Annotated in this window: 15 protein-coding genes and 2 pseudogenes; 11 read left to right on the top strand and 6 right to left on the bottom strand. The window is 57.9% G+C overall.

From position 1 onward, the window contains the following. Positions 1-320 (top strand): aconitase family protein (locus G7009_RS22075; protein WP_258198026.1); only part of this gene is annotated, 320 nt, incomplete at its 5' end. A 43-nt stretch (positions 321-363) separates the two neighbouring features. Next, positions 364-1,230 (top strand): pantoate--beta-alanine ligase, encoded by an 867-nt coding sequence (gene panC, locus G7009_RS22070; protein ID WP_181132220.1) that lies wholly within the window; start codon positions 364-366, stop codon positions 1,228-1,230. Positions 1,231-1,568: 338 nt separating this feature from the next. Here panC and G7009_RS22065 read toward each other — a convergent pair whose 3' ends face one another. Further along, positions 1,569-2,597, bottom strand: coding sequence for a DNA-binding protein (locus G7009_RS22065; protein WP_181132219.1), 1,029 nt, complete (start codon positions 2,595-2,597; stop codon positions 1,569-1,571). Between the two features lie 87 nt (positions 2,598-2,684). On the opposite strand from G7009_RS22065, the gene G7009_RS22060 reads away from it, so the two are divergent. After that, positions 2,685-3,812, top strand: coding sequence for a site-specific integrase (locus tag G7009_RS22060; protein WP_181132218.1), 1,128 nt, complete (start codon positions 2,685-2,687; stop codon positions 3,810-3,812). A gap of 391 nt (positions 3,813-4,203) precedes the next feature. Beyond that, positions 4,204-4,485 (top strand): annotated as a pseudogene (locus tag G7009_RS22055) (antitoxin Xre/MbcA/ParS toxin-binding domain-containing protein); the annotation flags it as partial. 141 nt (positions 4,486-4,626) lie between these two features. On the opposite strand, the gene G7009_RS22050 reads toward G7009_RS22055, so the two are convergent. The 4 genes from G7009_RS22050 to G7009_RS22035 are packed head-to-tail and all read right to left on the bottom strand — an operon-like array spanning position 4,627 to position 8,144. Further along, a complete protein-coding gene (locus G7009_RS22050; protein WP_181132217.1) occupies positions 4,627-5,247 on the bottom strand; it encodes a PqiC family protein in 621 nt (206 codons plus the stop codon). Then, the gene (locus tag G7009_RS22045; protein ID WP_181132216.1) at positions 5,244-6,920 is read right to left on the bottom strand and encodes a PqiB family protein; all 1,677 of its coding nucleotides are present in this window, start codon (positions 6,918-6,920) and stop codon (positions 5,244-5,246) included. The genes G7009_RS22050 and G7009_RS22045 overlap by 4 nt, the downstream gene beginning before the upstream one ends. Then, positions 6,910-7,527, bottom strand: coding sequence for a paraquat-inducible protein A (locus tag G7009_RS22040; RefSeq protein ID WP_181132215.1), 618 nt, complete (start codon positions 7,525-7,527; stop codon positions 6,910-6,912). The genes G7009_RS22045 and G7009_RS22040 overlap by 11 nt, the downstream gene beginning before the upstream one ends. Next, positions 7,524-8,144, bottom strand: coding sequence for a paraquat-inducible protein A (locus G7009_RS22035; protein ID WP_181132214.1), 621 nt, complete (start codon positions 8,142-8,144; stop codon positions 7,524-7,526). Before G7009_RS22035 ends, G7009_RS22040 begins: the two co-directional genes overlap by 4 nt. A 438-nt stretch (positions 8,145-8,582) precedes the next feature. On the opposite strand from G7009_RS22035, the gene G7009_RS22030 reads away from it, so the two are divergent. After that, positions 8,583-11,087 carry a mechanosensitive ion channel family protein gene (locus G7009_RS22030; protein ID WP_181132213.1) on the top strand — a complete coding sequence of 835 codons (2,505 nt, stop codon included), beginning with the start codon at positions 8,583-8,585 and terminating at the stop codon, positions 11,085-11,087. Between the two features lie 3 nt (positions 11,088-11,090). After that, entirely contained in the window at positions 11,091-12,641 is a 1,551-nt protein-coding gene (locus G7009_RS22025; protein WP_181132212.1) for a phospholipase D family protein, read from the top strand. 118 nt (positions 12,642-12,759) lie between these two features. Here G7009_RS22025 and G7009_RS22020 read toward each other — a convergent pair whose 3' ends face one another. Then, positions 12,760-13,404, bottom strand: coding sequence for a TetR/AcrR family transcriptional regulator (locus tag G7009_RS22020; RefSeq protein WP_181132211.1), 645 nt, complete (start codon positions 13,402-13,404; stop codon positions 12,760-12,762). 188 nt (positions 13,405-13,592) lie between these two features. On the opposite strand from G7009_RS22020, the gene G7009_RS22015 reads away from it, so the two are divergent. The 5 genes and pseudogenes from G7009_RS22015 to G7009_RS21995 all read left to right on the top strand — a co-directional run bounded on the left by G7009_RS22015 (position 13,593) and on the right by G7009_RS21995 (position 20,341). After that, positions 13,593-15,194, top strand: coding sequence for an MFS transporter (locus G7009_RS22015; RefSeq protein ID WP_181132210.1), 1,602 nt, complete (start codon positions 13,593-13,595; stop codon positions 15,192-15,194). Positions 15,195-15,198: 4 nt separating this feature from the next. Further along, on the top strand, positions 15,199-16,359 hold the full coding sequence (locus tag G7009_RS22010) for an HlyD family secretion protein (protein WP_181132209.1): 1,161 nt from the start codon (positions 15,199-15,201) through the stop codon (positions 16,357-16,359). 65 nt (positions 16,360-16,424) lie between these two features. Next, the gene (locus G7009_RS22005; RefSeq protein WP_258198025.1) at positions 16,425-17,741 is read left to right on the top strand and encodes an efflux transporter outer membrane subunit; all 1,317 of its coding nucleotides are present in this window, start codon (positions 16,425-16,427) and stop codon (positions 17,739-17,741) included. Beyond that, a pseudogene (locus G7009_RS22000) lies at positions 17,719-18,401 on the top strand (IS5 family transposase). Before G7009_RS22005 ends, G7009_RS22000 begins: the two are co-directional and overlap by 23 nt. Positions 18,402-19,000: 599 nt before the next feature. Beyond that, positions 19,001-20,341 (top strand): carbohydrate porin, encoded by a 1,341-nt coding sequence (locus tag G7009_RS21995; protein WP_181132207.1) that lies wholly within the window; start codon positions 19,001-19,003, stop codon positions 20,339-20,341. The last annotated feature ends 34 nt before the right edge of the window (positions 20,342-20,375 follow it).

Genomic DNA, 20,375 nt, shown 5'->3' with positions numbered 1-20,375 from the left:
CGGGCTGCTCGCTGTGCATGGGTAACCAGGCACGTGTGCAGACAGGCTCCACCGTGGTCTCCACTTCGACCCGTAACTTCCCGAACCGCCTGGGTGACGCGACCAACGTCTACCTGGCGTCCGCGGAGCTGGCCGCAGTCGCCTCGATTCTCGGCAAGCTGCCGACCATCGAGGAGTACATGGTGTACGCGAAAGACATCGACAGCATGGCTGCCGACGTCTACCGCTACCTCAGCTTCGACCAGATCGCAGATTACCGAAAATTCGCTTCGATGGGTCATATCCCTATCATCGAAACAGCACAGAATGATCGTGACTGATCAACAACCTTAATGCTTCCTCACTGTGTTATCTGGGTTCACGATGATTACAACTGACTCGATTCAAACCCTGCGAGCAGAACTGCAGAAAGCGCGGGATCAAAAAAAACGTATTGGGCTAGTGCCGACCATGGGAAATCTCCATGCTGGACACCTGTCCCTTCTCAGCATCGCACAGCGCGAAAGCGATTACTGGGTCACCAGCATCTTTGTCAACCCAATGCAGTTCGGCCCTCAGGAAGACTTTCTCAATTATCCGAGAACCCTAGAGAGCGATCAGAAGGCGCTATCAGAAGCCGGGTGCTCTGCACTTTTTGCCCCAACCGTGAATGAAATGTACCCTGAGGGAATGATCAATCACTGCAGTGTGGTGCCTGCTGATATAGCATGCGGCTTATGCGGTGATTATCGGCAAGGCCATTTTGAGGGTGTAGCCACCGTAGTCGCCAAGCTCTTCAACATCGTGCAACCTGACGTGGCGGTATTTGGACAAAAGGACTATCAGCAGCTGGCGGTGATCCGCACGCTCGCCAGAGACCTGAACTTCACCACTCGAGTACTCTCGGGCCCCACGCTCCGCGCCCAGGATGGCCTTGCGCTTTCGTCTCGCAACGGTTACCTAGCCCCCGCCGATCGAGAAACTGCAGCCCAACTCTACCGTTGTATCTGCCAGATAGCCGATAGGATCAAACAGGATGACTGCGATGTCCACAAAATCGTCGAGTCGGGTAAAGAGTCGCTCGAACACAGTGGGTTTTGCGTGGATTACCTCGAAGTGCGTTCAGCAAACAGCCTGGCAACGCCTAGCCGGCATGATAAGTCACTGGTGGTCTTGGTGGCGGCGTATCTAGGTGCTACCCGACTGATCGACAACTTGGAATTCGATGTAATCGCACCGTTGAGTGTCTAGCATTCCCACTTAGCGGCTCGGATCAGATTAGCTGGCAGGTTTCCCAAGCATCACTTCACTTGTAAGTTTCGATGGGGTTATGTCAAAAGCTACCAAGTTCCATACGAGCCTCCTGTCGCAGCGGCAAGCGAAATGGGCAGTTAGTGCCGCATCCATGGTGCTTGTCCTGAAGCGCCAAGTATTCTTCCCCTCATCCCGATTGGCGATAGGGATTGCTTCAGAAATGGACAAAGCTAAGAAGCTGATTGCTCCCTCTATACAGCGACGTTGGTAGGCAAGTCCAGCCTGCAGGACGGAAACTACGATCAACGTAGAGTGGGAGGCTCCCCGTAGGCACTCTAATCGGAGGGCGCTTCAGTTGCGGCACGGGTACTTTTCGGCGCCCGTCGTCCGCGCTTAGTCACAGGTACGTCGCTAGGTTTTGCTGACTGCTGGCTTAAGATCTCAGCGCGGGCTTGAGCTGCCGCGGTCTGTTCGCGTGCGTTGGCCAGTTCCGCCGCAGCATCCTGCAAGCGCTGCCGCAGGACGTCACGTTCCTCGACAGCCTCCGTGCTCGCCTGGCGGGCCTGCTCGAGTTGACTGCGCACCGCATCCGCCTGAACCTTAGCGACGGCCCGCTGCTCGCGCGCCTCGGCCAACTCTGCTTGGGCGGACTGCAACCTATGCTGCAAGGCCTGCAGGCGGCCATTGGCTTCCTTGAGCTGGGCGGCCAAGGCTTTGCTCTCCTCCCGGGCCCGATCGATCTCACGGTATGCCCGGTCCTCGACGTCGCGGGTGTAGCGCTGCTGCGCCTCGCGCGTCTCCTCGGCCTGCTGGCGGCTCTCCTGCAGCTGCTGGTTTGCCTTTCCCAACTGCTCGCGTGCTGCTTCGTGTTGCTCGAGCAACTCCTCACGCTGCTGGCGCAGGTCGTCGATCTGTGTCAGGCGCTGGGCCAGCAATTGTTCCAGGTCGCTCAGCCGGGTCTCGGTCACTTGGCGGGCGGCCAGCGCTTCGGTCGTTTGCTGCCGGGCTTGAGCCGCTTCCAGCCGAGCCCGAGCCTCCAGCGCGGCCAGCTGCTCACGCTCCTCCGCCAGCACCTGGCGTTGACCGTCCAAGGAATGTTCGACCACGCCCTGGGCCAGTGTGGTCGCCTGTTGCCAGACAGCGACGAAAGCCTGCGCCACTTCCGGTGGCAGCCCCGGCAGGCGGGTTTCACTGCGCAGGCGCCCGGCCAACTGCTCCCACCATTGATCCAGCAAGGCGCCGACTCGGGCTGGACTACCGCGCCCGAGCTCCAAGCGCACCCGCTCCACCGTCGGTCGCTCGCCACGCGCCAGTACCGCGTCCGCCGCGGCATACACCTCGTTTTCCGGCACACCTACCGCCATGCCCTATCCTCCGCTATATTAGGTCTGATAATAAAAGATTATCCGACTCTATATTTATTAACCTGTACATATAATATGTTGAACGTAATGAATAATACAGATTTACAAAACTGGCCATTGGAGGCGCCATTGGCGCTGTCGGAGCTGGCTGAAAGCACCCGCGCCGCCGCTGAGGCGTTCATCGCCGCCGGCACCGCCGCCAACACCGTACGCAGCTATCGCAGTGCCCTCGCCTACTGGTCCGCCTGGCTGCAACTGCGCTACCGTCGTGCGCTCGGAGACGGCGCCCTGCCGCCGGAAGTCGCTATACAGTTCATCGTCGATCATCTAGCCCGCCCGGACGGCGCTGGCGGCTGGAGCCACCTGCTACCCGTCCACTTGGACGACGCGCTGGTCGCCGCCGGTGTCAAGGGCAAGCCCGGGCCATTGGCGTTTAGCACTGTCAGCCACCGCCTGGCCGTGGTGACCAAGTGGCACCGGCTGCAGCGATGGGAGAATCCGATCGAGGCGCCGGCGGTGAAAACATTGCTACGCGAGGCGCGCAAGGCCCAGGCGCGCCAGGGGGTGACGCGGCGCAAGAAAACCGCCATGGTGCTGGAGCCGCTGCAGGCCATGCTCGCTACCTGCACGGACGGCGTGCGGGGCATGCGCGACCGCGCCCTCCTGCTGCTCGCGTGGAGCGGCGGCGGCCGGCGCCGTTCGGAAGTGATCGGCCTGCAGGTCGAGGACCTGCGCCGGCTGGATGCGGAGACCTGGCTGTACGCGCTTGGCGCGACCAAGACCGACACCGGAGGGGTGCGTCGAGAAAAGCCGCTGCAAGGGGCGGCAGCGCAGGCGCTGAACGCCTGGCTGGCGGCGGCGCCGGCCAGCAGTGGCCCGCTGTTTCGGCGGATGTACCGAGGCGGGCACGTGAGCAGCGCCGGTTTGTCCGGCGATCAGGTCGCGCGGATTGTCAAACGGCGGGCTCAGTTAGCCGGTCTCGAGGGGGATTGGGCGGCACACAGTCTGCGCTCTGGGTTCGTCACCGAAGCCGGCCGACAGGGCATACCACTCGGCGAGGTGATGGCGATGACCGAGCACCGCAGCGTCAGCACGGTGATGGGCTATTTCCAAGCCGGCTCATTGCTTGGCAGTCGCGTCAGTCAGTTGCTGCCCGCTTCGCCCACCATGGACGGGGGCGCCGCCGGCTCACTGCCGCCCGAGGAGCCAGCCTAGCCTGCCGCTCGCTTGAGAAAGCTGTCGTTTAAAGCTTGGCGTAGCGCGGAAAAGCGTCAGGGCCCGGGCTCTAATCGCGCGACGCTGGTCGGAGCAATGGCAGGTGGTTGCTAGGCTCCGCGCGCCCACGCGTAACCGCACGGTTCTAACTGACGCCTCAGCAGCTAGCGCGCCGCCCAAAAGCGCCGAGGGGGAACACACGATGGTTATGAATCGCCAGGTACCGCACGCAAGACCACGGAATACTTGATACATACGGACATCGACCAACTCAGCCCCGTGCTGCTCTACCGCCAGATAATTGCAGGCTTTGCGCTGCGAGACGTACACGCCATGCTGTCGGCAGCCGCGCCACGCTCGATCAGCCAGGTGTTGCATCACATCCTAGACCCGCCAGCCCGCGCACCTAGCCCCCAAGCAGAGCGCCGTGGCGTTTCAATACGCCAAGGCCTTTGAGCACGCCCTGGCCGTGTTTGGCACTCGCCACCTGGCTGAACAATGGCTGGGGCGACCCTGCCGCCTCCTCCACGGAGACGTGCCGCTCGACGTGCTCGACCACGGCGTAGAGTGCCCCTCTACTCAGGTATTGGATCGCACGGGGTTCCATGATCGCAGCGCCGCCGGTGTCAGCATCCGGTTCCCTGACCGATACCAGGTAGACCCGCCCGTATAGGTATGGTGGCTTACGAGAGCCAGATCCGAACCCTCCTGATTGAGCAGCTTTTCCAATCCTCGGGGGTTAAATTGGTGCACGGTGCGAACGGGATTGGCGGTATTCGCGCTCACATCAGAGCGAGCGCTGCCCAAACAACGGCTAACGCGCGCCAGCCCAACAACGCGCAGAGGGTTGGCGGGCCCAGTCATTCGCTGTTTTGGCGATGGCATCGGCCAGATTCGCAACCGCACGTTGATGGGCCAGTACCAAGTTCTCCAAACCCATGCCCGCCGGCTGACGAATCACGTTGCTGCAGGTCAAGCTCCGGCGGACGTTGTCGCTACTGCGCAGACTCAGGTTCCATACCACGTCGATCAAGGCGTACTGATTCAGGACTGATTCAAATCGGCGGACATCGGTGCGGACCGATAGTACCGGCTGATCGCGCTGTCGAGGCAGTCCCGCCAGATCCCGTGTACCGAAGCGCCGCTCCAACTGGCCGGACAACGCATCATGAAACTCATCGCCCAACGGCGCGCCCCAGCGTTCATTTTCGAGGATGGCGAGGCTGCCGCCCCCCTCGCGCAAAACCATTTGGGGCTGGTCGACTTGCACTGGTATCAACACCGGCAGCATTTCAAATTGAAACGACGTTTGCTCACGAGTCGTCAACGCCGCATCTTGGGACGCGATCAGCGTGTAGTAGTGCGTCGGTGGCGAAGAGCAGGCGGCCAGACCGAGCGCCGCCACAAGCAGCATGACAGGGGCACGCAGTTTCATTGTTGAGGCTCCAGGTCAATTTCGCGGGATGAGGCCGAACCTTTGTAGGTAGCAGGCGCCGCGTCGTCGGTGCGGCCTCGGATCAGCGATTCGGGATGGCGGCTCAGGAAGTCGGTGAGTACACGCACCGAGCGGGCCGTACGCTGAACTTCATCTAGGGTTTGCGTCAATCGCTGCTGCGCTGGAGAATTCTCCGACAGCGTATCGTTTGCCGTCCCCAGGGTTGCTTGCGCTTGCTGCAACGTACCGCGCACGTGTGGCAGTACCTCACCGTTCACCGTTTTCATGGTTTTTTGCAGCTCGCTCAAGCTACCGTTGAGGTTCCCCACCAGCGCATCGACAGGCAGTTTACTTAGCTTATCGACGAAGCCCTGCAACTGCTCCTGCAATTTATCGAAACTGCCTGGCACGGTCGGAATTTCCAAAGGTCGCGCGGTAGGATCGAATATTACCTTGGGCGCTTTCGGATCAAACTCCATGGCGATATACAACTGTCCCGTCAGAAGATTACCCGTACGAGCCTGAGCTCGAAGGCCGTGGCTAACGAGTCCGCTAATGATCCGTATGCTCTGCTCTTCGAGATCGCCCTTGCCCGCCAATCCCTGCAACATGTCGTGGGCAGCACCCAAGCGCTGAGGATAGATGACGGCACCGACGACCCCAGGAAACGTTTGCGACTTGGGGTCATACTCAAGATCGACCGACACGACGCGGCCGATCTTCACGCCAAGGAAGTCGATAGGCGCATTGACTGCAAGCCCTCTGAGCGACTGGTTGAAACGCATACGAATGTAACGTGGCTCGCCGTCGGGAGGGGCCAATGCTGTAGCCTGGTCTTCGTAAATCTTGAACCTGGCATTAGCCTCGGCTGACTTGGCGTCAGGGCTGTAGGCGGGCTCACGGAAAGCGATGCCTCCAGAGACGATCGAAGTCAGTGATTGTGTTGCGACTTTCAGGCCTTCTGCCCCTACGGTCAAGTCCACGCCACTGGCATTCCAAAAGCGCGAATCGGTCAGCACGTACTGATCATTCGGTGAATTGATAAAAATCTCGATGTCGACGCCTTTGCCATCCTTTGCCAGTTCGTAGCCCACCACTTGGCCGACCCGGATCCGACGAAAGTACACCGGCGAGCCTATGTCTATCGAACCAAGATCATCCGTTTGCAGCACAAACCGCTTGCCCTTTTCACCGAAGGCGACAGAAGGCGGATTTTCAAGGCCCGTGAAGTTCTTCACGACGCTCTCCGATTCTCCGGGATCGGCATTAATGAACGCTCCCGACAGCAAGGTATCAACACCCGAGACGCCTTGCGTGCCAATGCGCGGACGAACCACCCAATACCGGGTCTCGGCATGGGTAAATAGCGTCGCTGTTTTGTTGAGTTCGATCGTGGCCAGAACATGGCTACGGTCCTCACTCAACTCGATGTCCGTGACCATGCCGATCACCACGTTCTTGTACTTGACCTGAGTTTTATTGACTTCCAATCCTTCGGCGGTGAGGAAGGAAACCGTTACCTTTGGGCCAACGTCGAGAAATTGGTGTACGACCATCGATAGGCCGATCAAGCCGGCGACGATGGGTACAAGCCATACCAACGAGATTCTCGCCTTGCGCGTTCTGATCTCGGGCCTCGCCGAAGGTGAAGGGTCAAGGGTGTTATCGGACATTTTCAACCTCTGCATCCCAGATAAGCCGGGGGTCAAAACTCATGGCAGCGAACATGGTCATTACCACCACCAAACCAAAAAACAGGATGCCCAGTCGGGGTTCAATAGTGCTGAGCTCATGAAACTGAACCAGAGCGGCCACCAGAGCGACCACCAGGACATCGAGCATTGACCAGTAGCCAATCAACTCGATAAAACGAAATAGCCGCGCGCGCTCGCGCTTGGCCCACTGGCTTCGGCGCTGACAAGTCACCAACAACATGCCAAGCACCAGGAACTTGATGCAGGGCACCACCACGCTGGCAATGAAGATCAGGATTGCGATGTCCCATGAACCACTGCCGGCGAATTCGATCACCCCGCTCATGATGGTGTTTTCGCTTCTATTACCCAGTAGCGTGGTGTCCATCACCGGCAGGACGTTGGCCGGTATGTAGAAAATCAATCCGGCAATCAGAAAGGCCCATGTGCGAGCCTGGCTGTTGGGCTTGCGAACATGCACGGGCGACTCGCAACGGGGGCAGGTCTGGACACCATCGGGGCAGACGTAACTGCACACATGGCACAGGCAGACATTCTGATCCCGAGCGTAGGGAATATTGCTCATGAGTGCCCTACCCCAAGCTCTTCCCACAAGCGACGAATGTCCTTGCCCGCAATCAGCAGGATCAACACCATCAGCATCGCCATGGCCCAAAGCCCCGTGCCGGCATGCACATCGAGCATGCCGGCCAGTTTGACGATCGCCACCAGGATGCCCAGCAGGCAGACTTCCAACATGCTCCAGGGACGCAGGTGTTCCAGCGCGCGCATGCACGCCTTGAAGCCAGGAGCTATTTCACCGCGACGAGCATGGAGAAGTACCCAGAACAACAGCGCGATCTGCAGGGCCGGGGCGAGGATGATCGCAAGGCCTACTACCAGCGCGATCAGGGTGATACGACCTTGGGCCAGCGCCTGTACCGAACCCCACAAGGTCACTTCGTTTGTCAGGCCTTGCAGGCTGATACTGATCACTGGAAAAACGTTGGCGAGGACAAGCATGATGGCTGCGGCGACCGTGAGGGCCAGTAATTGCTCGATGCTCAAGCGATGACCGCGATCGAGCACTGCACCGCAACGCAGGCAATAGGCGGATTGTCCGGCCTGCAACGGAATGGCTTCGTAAAGCGAGTCGCAATGCTCGCAAATGATCCTGGCTGAATGTCGTTCGAGCGGCTGCACAGTATTATTTCTGTCCGAAAAAGCACCGGAAAGGAGCAATCAAGATTGGAAGGGGCGACAGCGAGCCATGCGTCGAACTGAATGTCCAATGCAGCATTTCGAGATCACCCTTATCGCAACGGTATCGAAAGTAGAGCTACCCGTCTAGTTTAAATGATCAGGTACTGCCATGATGCGACACAAACGCACTAATAATAGACGATATCGTCTATTGCTAGCTGAATGGTTTGATCTTTCGACGTTCTTCGCTGTCAAGGACTATTCCATTTGCTCGATACACCAACACGGACTCAGGGGAAGGCCCACACAGATCCGCTCCGTCTGATCGGCCCAACAAGGCTTGTCCGCGTCAGAGAACCTTGATCGTGTGGGCAACCAGCGATGTTGCTGGCGCAGTTTGCCAACGCCTTCTGAACTCGACCACAGGCAGGTTTTCGTATGAAAAAACGCTACGCTCCTCTTTTTTTAACCTGCATGCTCAGTTTGACTGCGCTTGCGCCATGGACCGTGCAAGCACAGACGACCCCTGCAACGCAAACCAACGAACAGTCGCCGGACACCGCTCCTGCCACTCAAAAACACGCTGCCCAGGAAACGCCCCGTGAGACGGCAGCCGTCAATGTCGAGCCCCCCGGAGAAGCGCTCCTGACGCAAGCTCCCCAGGCAGATACCGCACCGCTTGAAGCGGACGGATTGATTGCCCGTGCGCTGGATAAATTTGGCGAATGGATCACCCGCCTAGGCGGGCAGTTGCATCTTTTCAAACATTCAGCAGCGGACCTTACCCAGTGGTTGAAGGCCAGTTTTTCTGATGAGGGCTGGCGGCAATTGCTGCTTGAGTCAGCGGGCGGCCTGCTCGCGGTATTCGTGCTGGGCGTGATTGCGCAATCGCTTGTGGGAAGGGGGTTGCGTTACCCTCGCCAGGCGCTGGCCGAACATGCGGGCGATGCGGCGGTCCGCATACACAGAGCTGCGGCGCGCATGCGTGCTGAAGAGTCCGTCGTCGCAGCCACGCAGCAGTCTACCGCTGATGAAACCCAAGCCCAGGCGGCGCTAGCGCCTGAACAAGAAAACGTCGTCTTGGTACAAACAGTTCGCGACGGCGTAGAGCGGGTCGAATCGCTGGTCGTGCAAGATGCCGAAGACGCTACACCTACAACGACGTCGACGTCGCCACTCCCGTCCCCCGAAGGAGTATCTGCACAGCCTGAGCCTCACCCGCCTGTAGCGCCCGCCCAAGCGTCATCCCTTTCCCACCGTGACATGGCCCGGCGCACACTGCGCTTGTTCCCTTTCGCATTCGCCACGTTGTTACTCGACCTGTTGGCGCTGGCGGCCTTTTTCTGTGCCGCAGCGCTAGCCATTCACTTGCTCCCGGCCCTTGATCCGCGCGCATCCTTGGTCGTGCGAGGGTTCGTCAAGGCCTACGTCACTACTTACGTCTGCATGGCGGTGATACGTGTGTTGATTGCACCATACGGTCATGGCGTTCGCCTGTTACGGATCACTCCGCCGTCGGCGCGCACCCTTTATACCTGGCTGCGTCACTTCATCGTATTCGCCACCTTCGGGATTGCGCTGGCATCCGCTGCAGGTCAACTGGGGGCTGGCGAAATGGGCCGCCAAGCGATAGTCAAGCTGATTTCACTGTGCATTCATCTTGCTGGCGTAATGATAATCTTCCGATTCCGCAACCCCATTGGAGCAAGCATCGCCGCTGGAGCAGAAGCCACTGGCTCGCTCGCTTCGTTGCGTAATTGGGTGGCGAAGATCTGGGTAATCCCTGCGGCATTGCTGATCATGGGGCTTTGGTTTATCTGGGCGCTGGGAATCGAGGATGGTTTTCCAAGGTTAATGACCCTTATCGTCGTCACGGCTGCAATCATCGTGGCCGGACGCCTGCTCAACGTTTTTGTGCAGGGGTTGGTAGCGAAAGCGCTTTATATTGGTGACAGTGACACTGCCTCGAACAACAGTGGATCCGTCAGCCTGCGCGGCAGCATGGGGCAGCGTTACTATCCATTGATTCGCCGGCTGATCTCCTTTGTCGTGACGGTTCTTACGGTTGTCGCGCTATTGCAATCCCAAGGGATAAACGCGATCGGCTGGTTTGCCCCAGGCACGATCGGTGCCAGCATGGCATCGGCGGCACTGACCATTCTCACGGCGCTAGTGATCGCCATAATCGCCTGGTACGCGATCGATAACGCTGTCCAGCAACGCATCACCCGATGGACCGGAAATGGAGAACTGACCCGGGCAGCGCGCCTGAAAACGCTTTTGCCGATGATGCGAACGATCCTGCTCATTATCCTCACGCTGGTAGTAGGGCTTACGGCGTTGAATCAAATCGGCATCAACACCACGCCATTGTTGGCGGGCGCAAGCATCGTCGGGGTTGCGTTGGGTTTTGGCTCGCAAAAGCTGGTTCAGGATTTCATCACCGGCATCTTTCTGCTCATGGAGAATGCCATGCAGGTAGGCGATGGCGTTACCGTGGCCGGCGTGACCGGCACGGTGGAAAACTTGTCCATTCGTACCGTTCGCCTGCGAGCGGGCGATGGGTCATTGCATATCATTCCATTCAGCTCCGTCTCGACGGTCAACAATACCAACCGGGGCATCGGTAACGCCGCAGTACGCGTCAGCATCGGCTATGAAATGGACGTGAACCTGGCCACCCGTGAACTTAAGAAGATCGGCGCCGAGCTACGTGCCGACCCTACGTTTGGGCCATTGATTCTGGCCGATATGGAGGTATGGGGGGTCGATGCGATCGATGGTTCCATGTTTACTTTGGCAGGGCAGATCCGTTGCCTATCCAATGGCCGGTGGGGCGTACAACGGGAAACCAATCGCCGTATCCTGGAAAGGTTCCGGGAACTGGACATTCGAATTGCCGATCCGCGCGAGCGCCTGATTGTGCCTGAGGTTGAGAAGTAATTGATGTTTTCACTCCATCCACTTTGCACACTGATCCTCGGCATCAGCTTATTGAGCGGGTGCAGCCTGCCCCCGCTTGAAGGCCGGATGAACTCCAGGGCGCTCCCCCAAGCGCAGGCGGAACTCACGACACTGGGCCGCGCCATCGCCCAACAAACCAGCGCCGAGCCTGATAAGAACAAAAGCGGCATCGTGCCCTTGGCAGACCCTCACGATGCCTTCGCGGCACGAATTCTATTGGCACGCATGGCTGAAAAAACACTGGATGTTCAATATTACATCTGGCATGGCGACATCACGGGTACGCTGCTTTTCGAGGCGTTGCGCGAAGCGGCAGACCGAGGTGTAAAGGTTCGCTTGTTGCTCGATGATAACGGCACAACCGGCCTGGATATCGAACTTGCTGCCCTGGATACCCACCCGAACATCGAAGTTCGATTATTCAATCCCTTTATCGTTCGCTCGCCGAAAGCATTGGGTTATGTCACGGCTTTCAGTCGCGCCAATCGACGCATGCACAACAAGTCATTCACTGCCGACAATCAAGCCACCATCGTCGGTGGTCGCAACGTGGGCGATGAGTACTTTGGAGCGACTGACGGCGTGCTGTTCGCCGATTTGGATGTGTTTGCCATCGGGCCGATCGTCCAAAGCGTTTCCAGCGATTTCGATAAATATTGGGCAAGTGACAGCGCCTATCCGGCAGACCGCATCCTGCCCGCCGTCAAACCCTCTCGCATGATTGAAATAACCGCTGCTGCTGCGAGCCTTGAGCAATCTCCAGCCGCACAGCAATACATCAGTGCCATCCGTGAATCGAGCTTCATGACGGGTCTACTACAGAACACGCTTACCTTTGAATGGGCACCTGTACGCATGGTCAGTGATGACCCTGCCAAAGGTCTCGGCGACGTGGAGACTTCCGGCCTGCTCATCACCCAACTGAATGACATCCTCGGCAAACCGGTTCACACCCTGGACTTGGTCTCGCCGTATTTCGTCCCTACCGCCGCAGGTGTCGATACCTTTACCCAGATTGCCAATAGCGGCGTTCGCCTGCGAGTGCTGACGAACGCACTGGAGGCCACTGATGTGGTTGCGGTTCACGCGGGCTACGCCAAGCGGCGTAAAGACTTGCTCAAGGCAGGCGTAGTTCTTTATGAAATGCGGAGTACAGCCTATAACGGTCAGCGCAACGAGAGCGCCGGACTCTTTGGAAGTTCTGGTTCAAGCCTGCATGCCAAGACTTTCGGCGTCGACCACACGCGCACATTCGTCGGCTCCTTTAACTTTGACCCACGGTCGGCCCACCTTAATACCGAGCTTGGGTTTATTATTGAAAATCCGAAAACGGCAGAAAAAATCGACGAAGCATTCACTACAAGCATCCCTGAACATGCATATGAAGTGCGTCTAACTGATGACGATCAGCTGTATTGGCTAGAGATACGTGACGGCGTACAAGTGCGCCACGATCGCGAACCGGGCGCTACGTTTTTCCAACGCATAGCCGTTTCAATACTTTCTATTTTGCCAATTGAATGGCTACTGTAATGGACATGCGGACCGTGGCGCGGTATTGGGTGCGATGCGCGCAAGCCCCACCAGTGTGAACCCAACTTGCGTTCCCAGCGGATATCGTAGCCACCAATCCGCTGGCTAGAGCAAGACGTTATCGAGATACTCCATGCATCCGCTCCAGGGCTTGCAGATAAGCAGCCAATGCCCTCGGAATTTCCTCGATCAGTAACCGTTTGGATAATTCGCTACTGTTTTGGGCGATCTGAAATCCGCCCAGGAGTAGCGCTATCAATGCCAAGACATACGCTCGACGCGCATCGGCACTGGCATTCGGCAAACGTAGCTCCAGCATTCGTGCGCAGGCGTTTTCGATTTGCAAGCGCAAATCCGGATTATTCAATCGATAGGTACCCTCGAGCGGGTAAATCATTGAAATCAGGTCCCGGTGCCGCTCGCTGTATTGCAGGATCGGAAGGATTAATCGAGCGATAACGTCCGCTGCGCTCTCCTTGATCCAGACACTGTCATCGACGGTCCCCAGTGCTTCGGTAATGACGACCAACGCTTGGATATGGCGCTCGGCCAAGGCATCCAGAACGCTCTGCTTGTCAGGAAAGAAATGGTAAAGCGAGCCGATCGATGTGCCCGCGTCTCGGGCCAAGCCGTGCATAGTCACCCGAGCCGCCCCTTCGACCACAATCAAGCGAGCACACGCGTCTAGTATGGCGGTTACTCGCTCGCGGCCGCGGGCTTGCTGAGGCGTGCGCGGAGAAGAAGAGGAATTCTTGTCGGTCATGGGGGGGCAGTACGCATTCGGTCGTCCATCAGGATTCATTTATACTCCGGCAAATGAACTAATACTAGACTAAATCGTCTAGTACCCTGCAAGCTACCCCGTTGAACCCTTAATTTTTATAGAGATCATTGCGCTTGGCTGAGTATCTTGAACCGACGCCCAAATGGGAAGCCCATGAGCGGCCATCCATGCCCGGTTCTCCTTCCACACCTGCTCACACTCCACTCGTGCGAACAGCCTATGCGCTGGTCGCCATATTGCTGGGGATCACTGGCGGGTTGGGCAATGCGCTTATCAGTGCCAACCTTGGCAATATTCAAGGGTATCTAGGCTTGACGCCTACCGAAGGCGCCTGGTTACCGGCTGCCTATCTGATGGTCAACATGTCGACCGCTCTGCTGTTGATCAAATTTCGCCAGCAGTATGGCTTGCGTCGCTTCGCTGAAATCGGGCTGACTGTCTATGCCGTACTGACGGTTGCCCATGTGTTCGTCAATGGCTTCACCATGGCCGTATTTGTGAGGGCAGCCAGTGGTTTCGCAGGAGCCACTGTCAGCACGCTGGCTATCTTATATATGCTGCAGGCCTTCAAGAAGGCTGACATGGGCAAGGGCTTGGTCCTTGGAATCGGCATATCTCAGCTGGCCACGCCGCTGGCATGGTTGATTTCCCCCGCCTTGCTAGACATGGGCGAGTGGCATCGCTTGTATGTCTTTGAGGCCGGTCTGGCGCTTTGCTGCCTGGCCGCCGTGGTAGTACTCAAACTGCCTCCTGGAGAGCGAATCAAGGCTTTCGAGCCATTGGACTTTCTGACCTTCGCTCTACTCGCCCCTGCGCTAGGCTTGTTCGCCGCAGTGTTGACCCAAGGCCGCGTACAATGGTGGAACACCCAAAACTGGATAGGTTATGCGCTGCTCGTGGCCGTTGTATTGCTAACGGTAGCCATCCTGATCGAGTATTCGCGCAAGAATCCGTTACTGCAAACGCGTTGGCTGGCCTCTTTGGAAACGGTACGCTTTGCCTTGGGCGCCCTGATGTTGCGCTTTATCCTTTCCGAACAAACCTATGGCGCAGTTGGCCTGCTGCAGAACCTGGGCATGGCCGCCGAGCAACTGCAGCCCTTGTATGCAGTCATGCTTGCAGGGTTGTTAGCGGGAATCCTCACCAGCGCGCTGACCTTCAGCGAGAAAGCGGTGATACCGCAAATTCTGGTGTCTATCATACTGGTCGCAGTAGGTAGCTTCATGGATGCCGACGCCACCAACCTGACCCGTCCGCACAACATGTTTTTCAGCCAGTTTCTATTGTCGGTGGCTGCCGGGATGTTTATGGGGCCGCTGTTGCTTATCGGCGTCATGGCTGCGCTCAAGAATGGCCCCAGTTATCTGGTCAGCTTCGCAGTACTTTTTTCTCTGACTCAAAGTATCGGCGGCCTGGCAGGCCCAGCAGCTTTGGGCTCGTTTCAGGTGGTGCGGGAAAAGTTTCACTCGAGCCAGATTAACGAACATATCGACCCCACGGATTCGGTGGTCGCGCAGCGCCTGCAGATTCAAGGCCAAATTTACGCCAGCACTCAAACTGACCCCGCGCTACGCAATGCTCAGGGCATGTCGCAGTTAAGTCAGGCCGCTACGCGAGAGGCCAACGTATTAGCGTTCAATGACGTCTTTCGGGTGCTGGGCATTCTAACGATCAGCTTCCTGTGCTGGTCATTGGTGCATACCGTGCGAGCCGCTCGCGTGGCTCGCAAGACCGCGCCACCCGCCCCTCCTTCTTCCGCAGCCTTGTGACCCTATGAGCCAGACTGATCCAAGCGACCCGAAAAAAACCGCAGCAACCGCAACCTCCTCCGGCGAAGTAGCGGATGCCGGCGACTCCTCTGAGGGCCCGCCGAAGATTATCAAGCCTCGGCGCAGGACCGTCTTGCTGATGGCAGTGGTGGCTGGCGCCGCTATTGTGCTTATCCTCTATGCCTGGCAATTCTGGCCATTTAACAGTGCCATCGAAACCACTGAAAACGCTTATGTTCGCGGACAAATCACCGTTATGGCGCCGCAGGTCAACGGTTATGTAGCCCAAGTGTTGGTGCGTGATTTCGAGACGGTCAAGCAGGGACAGATATTGTTGCAGATTGACGATCGTATTTACCAGCAACGGGTCGAACAAGCGGCGGCGGACCTGGACGCGGGCGAGGCGGACCTGGAAAACTCCCTGCAAACTCAAGCCTCGGACCGGGCCACCCTCGCGTCGAGACAGGCGGAACTGTTTTCGGCCGAGGCAGAGCTTGATCGCGCGCGTGCCGACGAAGCCAGGGTCAATGAACTCGCCTCCCGAGGTTCGGTATCTATCCGCGAACGTGACCAGATCCGCGCGACGGCACGCGCAGCAGACGCGAACGTAAAGAAAGCCCGAGCCGCGATCGACATTGCCAAAGAAACGCTGAAGTCAACCCAGGTTTCCCGAGGCGTGCTGCAAGCCGCAGTCAGAAAATCACGGGCAGCCCTGCACCTGGCGCAGATCGATCTCGAAAACACGCGCATTCGGGCCCCGCGCGATGGGGTGCTCAGTGAAGTATCGGTGCGTCTTGGGCAATACGTCAGTGCCGGCTCGCAACTGCTTTACCTGGTCCCCGACCAGGTCTGGGTGACCGCCAATTACAAAGAAACCCAGGTTCATGCCATGCTGGTCGGCCAAACCGTTTCCCTTGACGTCGATGCTCTGGACGGTATGCGACTCACTGGACGGGTCGAGCGTTTCGCGCCGGCCACAGGTTCAGAATTCAGTGTTTTGCGTCCCGATAATGCCACTGGCAACTTCACCAAAGTCGCACAGCGTATTCCCGTGAGAATTGCCTTGGACGCCGATCAGCCTGATCTCCGACGGCTGCGACCAGGTATGTCGGTGGTGACGCATGTCGATACCGCCGGGCCGGGCGACGAGCGTAGCGCGCCATGAGTCGATCAACCTGCTGCACGTTGCGGTGCCTTTGGTTCATAGCATTGGCCACATTGGCAGGTTGCATGCCAGCCAAGGCACCCATGCCTGTGGAATCCAAGGTTTTTCCGCCTTCGCAATGGCGTGGGCAAACCGAGGTGCCGGGGCCGATCTCCGCGTCTTGGTGGCAAGCCTTCAACGACCCTGTCCTGAATGATTTGGTCGGTGCGGCCATGACGCATAACACCGATATTCTGACGTCAATCGCAAGGGTCGAAGAAGCTCGCCAGCAGACCGGCCTGACCCATTCAGCGCTGTTACCTACGCTTAACGGCTCGCTGGGTGCGCAGACGACACGCAACCTTGGTCCGGTCGGCATTGCCCACAGCCAATCGGTGCAACCCCAAATTCAGATGGCCTACGAATTGGATTTGTGGGGGCGGCTGCGCAACCTCGACCAGGCGGCGCAGTTGCAGTACCAGGCGAGCCGGACAGACTTGGACAATATTCATCTGTCAGTCGCAAGCACAGTTGCACGCGCCTACATTACCTTGTTGTCGCTAGACACGCAGCTCAAGGTCACCCGCGATACCGCCGCCTCGCGACGCGATGCGCTGATCGTAGCGCAGGACCGCGCAAACGAGGGCTATACCTCACAGTTGGAACTGACCCAGGCGCAATCCGAGTATGAGTCCGCCCAACAGATGATTCCGGAACTGGAACAAACGATCCGTCAGCAGGAAAATGCCATCAGCCTGCTCGCAGGAACCCTGCCAGGTTATGTATCGCGTGGCCGCCAATTCCAGCAAATCACACCGCCACGAGTACCCGGAGCGCTCCCTGCCGAGTTGCTGCGGCGCCGCCCCGATATCCAGCAAGCGGAGCTTCTGCTGGCGGCCTCGGATCTGAGTCTGGAGGCACGTCGCGACGAGTACCTGCCTCAGGTGCAACTGTCGGGGGGCATCGGCGGGCTCTATGTCAACTCGCTCAATTTCGACCCAGTCAAGGTATGGGATCTCGGGGCGAGCGTGCTCGCGCCGCTCTACAGTGGCGGTAGACTTGAAGCACAGGTTGGCGTCGCCACGGCGCAACGTGACCAAGCTGCCTACAACTATCGCGCCGTTGCACTCCGGGCATTTGGTGAAGTAGAAAACTCTTTGTCGGGTGTCAAGCGTTTCGAAGAGCAGATCGAACGCACACGCAGCAGAATCCAAACGCTCCGGCGCTCACTGGACATCGCCTTGGACCGCTATCAAGGCGGCTATTCTTCTTATCTGGAAGTCCTGGACGCTCAACGTAATCTGTTCAATACCGAGTTGACCGCTATCCAAGTCAGAGAAAGCCAACTGAACAACGTGGTTTCGCTGTACCAAGCATTGGGTGGAGGCTGGACCGGTATCTAACACAACGTATCAGCTCATCAGGGGTCTGGTTTCTCCAGAGCAGAAAATGGATCGTCCAGGTAGTGATGACCGGCTGTTACTGCATGGCATCTTGTCGATTCTGTGTTCCGGCGCTGCCTGGCATGATCTGCCGGAACACCTTGGCCTTTGGTCCACGGTTTATCAGCGTTTCCGTGACTGGCGCGACGACGGCACGTTTGATCAGGTGCTGGAACGTCTCCACATCCGATTGAATCAGGAGGGGCTGGTCGATCTGGACACCTGGATGATCGACTCCACCGCGAGACGTGAAACCCGGGCCTCTTCAGGCGCCGCGGAAAAGAGGTCTGAAGAAAAGAACCGCTAGGTCATGCCCTGGGGCGCAGCCGAGGCGGCCTGACCACCAAGGTCCACATGATTTGCGATGCCAACGGCGTGCCATTGCGCTTCATGCTTCGCGGCCTACCTCGATTGTTTGATCGGCCGAAGTACCGACAGCGCGACATCATTGAGCGAATGTTGGGCTGGCTGAAAGAGAACCTTCGAATCGGTACCCACTACGACAAGCTGGCTAGAAGTTTCGCTGCCATACTTGCGCTCGCCTGCACGCTGCGTTGCGTGCGGCAATACTTTTCGTACAAAACCAAGTTACCGTTTGTCGCGTCCGCAGGACTACTGTAGCGCTCAGCCGTCCACTGTTGACAACCCTTGGAGGCAGACCATGAACAAAAAACATCTAATAACCCTGGCTTGCGCAGGACTGCTTATGAATGCCCCTTTATCGGCATTCTCTGATTCGGCCAACACCGATCCTGGCAGTAATACGTCTGCGCCAAATGCCACGGGCACTGGGGTCGGTACCAATCCTGGCAACGAATCGGCACTTCCCCCAGGGACGAGCTCCGAAAAGGATGCGAACGGCAGTACGACGGACCCTTCTGCAGACGATTCGCCTGTCGGCACAGATAATCACGACTCCGCCGAAGGTGGGTCAAGTGGCGACGGATCTAGCACTGCCCCTGGCGGCTCTCCCGCGCCAAGCAAGACTCGACCGGCCCAATGAGCTAGGACGGGCCTGAAAAACGGCGGCCTGCTCGATGCAACTGTGCTGCCCGCCCCGCCTCATACGCCAGGGCTGAAACAGCCGGAGACCGTCAATAGCAATCACGGCAGGTGTAACAAAAGGTGCCCATCCAGGGCAAGGAACTATATACTTACCAGGTAGCACCCTAACTGTTAGCTGGCTAAGAGTTTGTTTTCAACAAACTTAGGTATTGAACATGAAAACCAAGAAAGTGGCGTACACCACGGTGTGCGGGTTTGCAGTAGCTGTGGCGCTGCCTGCTCACGCAGAATTTTTCTCACCCCATTCCCGCTGGATGACAGGTGATTGGGGGGGTGTGCGCACTGAGCTGCTCGAGAAAGGCTATGACTTTCAATTCAGCTATCAGTCGGAGAGCGCTGCGAACCTGTCGGGAGGATACGATCACGACCATACTGCGCGCTATACCGACCAGTTCAATCTGGGTGGCGCTTTCGATCTTGAGAAGATCCTGGGGTGGCGCAAGGCAAATTTGCAATTGTTGATCACCGAGCGCAGTGGTCGTGACATCACCAATGATCGCCTGACGGATCCCCGCACGGGGACGATTGCATCTTCGGTGCAGGAAAATTACGGCCGTGGTCAAACTTGGCGCTTGACGACGCTAGCCTACCAGCAAAAATTCTTTGACGACGTGCTCGATATCAAAGTAGGTCGACTGCCGTTGGGCAGCGATTTCGACTCGACCGGTTGCGTCTTCCAGAACAACTCTTTGTGCGGCGGTCTCGTAGGCCATGCCTCGACCGTTTGGTACAACTCGCCTGTTAGCCAGTGGGGTGGGCGTATCAAGGTCAACTTCACCCCCGAAGTCTACGGTCAAGTGGGAGTCTACGAATACAACCCGAGCCTGCTGGAGAGCAACAATGGCTTCAAGCTCAATACCTCGGGCCGGGAAGGAACTACCTACATCACGGAGCTTGGCTGGACGCCGGCCGTGGGCGAGGCTGGCATGCCTGGCAAGTACATGGTGGGCGGTTACTGGAACAGCGCGACGGCCAATGATGTCCTGGAAGACCGCAACGGTAATGTCGCGCAGGCTTCCGGCAATTCGCCCGATCGCCTTGATGGACGATATGGCATGTATGCCTACGCTCGCCAACAGATCACCACAGTCGATGGCGATGTCAAACGCGGCTTGAGCGTGTTTGCGCATTGGGCGCAATACGACAAGCGCAGCAGCACGCTGGATTGGCAAGCGCAGGTGGGCGCAATTTATGCAGGCCCCTTCGACGCTCGTCCACAGGATGCCGTCGCAATCGGCTTCAGTGAGTTACACGTCAACCCGGCACTGTCGAAAAACCAGCGACTGCATAATGAGCTCAACGGCCTGGTCGATTATGACGATCGCGCCTTTCAACCCGTCCAGCGCGCGGAATATGCGGCGGAGATTCATTATGACTTCAAATTGACGCCATGGCTGATGATACGTCCCAATATTCAATATCTTGCAAATCCCGGCGGTGTCTATGAAGTGGACAATGCGACAGTGGTGGGCTTGACCGTCAACACCGTATTCTGATTGCAACGGCCAACAGTGTGGACATGTTGTAGTA

Source organism: Pseudomonas capeferrum (assembly GCF_013523055.1).
Lineage (GTDB): Bacteria > Pseudomonadota > Gammaproteobacteria > Pseudomonadales > Pseudomonadaceae > Aquipseudomonas > Aquipseudomonas capeferrum_A.
Note: the sequence above shows the minus strand (reverse complement) of the source record. Positions and strands in the feature narration are given on the sequence as shown.

Excerpts from the sequence above, each read along its gene's own strand:
- G7009_RS22010 (WP_181132209.1), top strand. The coding sequence starts at position 15,199 with ATGAGCCAGACTGATCCAAGCGACCCGAAAAAAACCGCAGCAACCGCA.
- panC (WP_181132220.1), top strand. The coding sequence starts at position 364 with ATGATTACAACTGACTCGATTCAAACCCTGCGAGCAGAACTGCAGAAA.
- G7009_RS22050 (WP_181132217.1), bottom strand. The coding sequence starts at position 5,247 with ATGAAACTGCGTGCCCCTGTCATGCTGCTTGTGGCGGCGCTCGGTCTG.
- G7009_RS22045 (WP_181132216.1), bottom strand. The coding sequence starts at position 6,920 with ATGTCCGATAACACCCTTGACCCTTCACCTTCGGCGAGGCCCGAGATC.
- G7009_RS22005 (WP_258198025.1), top strand. The coding sequence starts at position 16,425 with ATGCCAGCCAAGGCACCCATGCCTGTGGAATCCAAGGTTTTTCCGCCT.
- G7009_RS21995 (WP_181132207.1), top strand. The coding sequence starts at position 19,001 with ATGAAAACCAAGAAAGTGGCGTACACCACGGTGTGCGGGTTTGCAGTA.
- G7009_RS22065 (WP_181132219.1), bottom strand. The coding sequence starts at position 2,597 with ATGGCGGTAGGTGTGCCGGAAAACGAGGTGTATGCCGCGGCGGACGCG.
- G7009_RS22025 (WP_181132212.1), top strand. The coding sequence starts at position 11,091 with ATGTTTTCACTCCATCCACTTTGCACACTGATCCTCGGCATCAGCTTA.
- G7009_RS22030 (WP_181132213.1), top strand. The coding sequence starts at position 8,583 with ATGAAAAAACGCTACGCTCCTCTTTTTTTAACCTGCATGCTCAGTTTG.
- G7009_RS22040 (WP_181132215.1), bottom strand. The coding sequence starts at position 7,527 with ATGAGCAATATTCCCTACGCTCGGGATCAGAATGTCTGCCTGTGCCAT.
- G7009_RS22020 (WP_181132211.1), bottom strand. The coding sequence starts at position 13,404 with ATGACCGACAAGAATTCCTCTTCTTCTCCGCGCACGCCTCAGCAAGCC.
- G7009_RS22060 (WP_181132218.1), top strand. The coding sequence starts at position 2,685 with ATGAATAATACAGATTTACAAAACTGGCCATTGGAGGCGCCATTGGCG.
- G7009_RS22015 (WP_181132210.1), top strand. The coding sequence starts at position 13,593 with ATGCCCGGTTCTCCTTCCACACCTGCTCACACTCCACTCGTGCGAACA.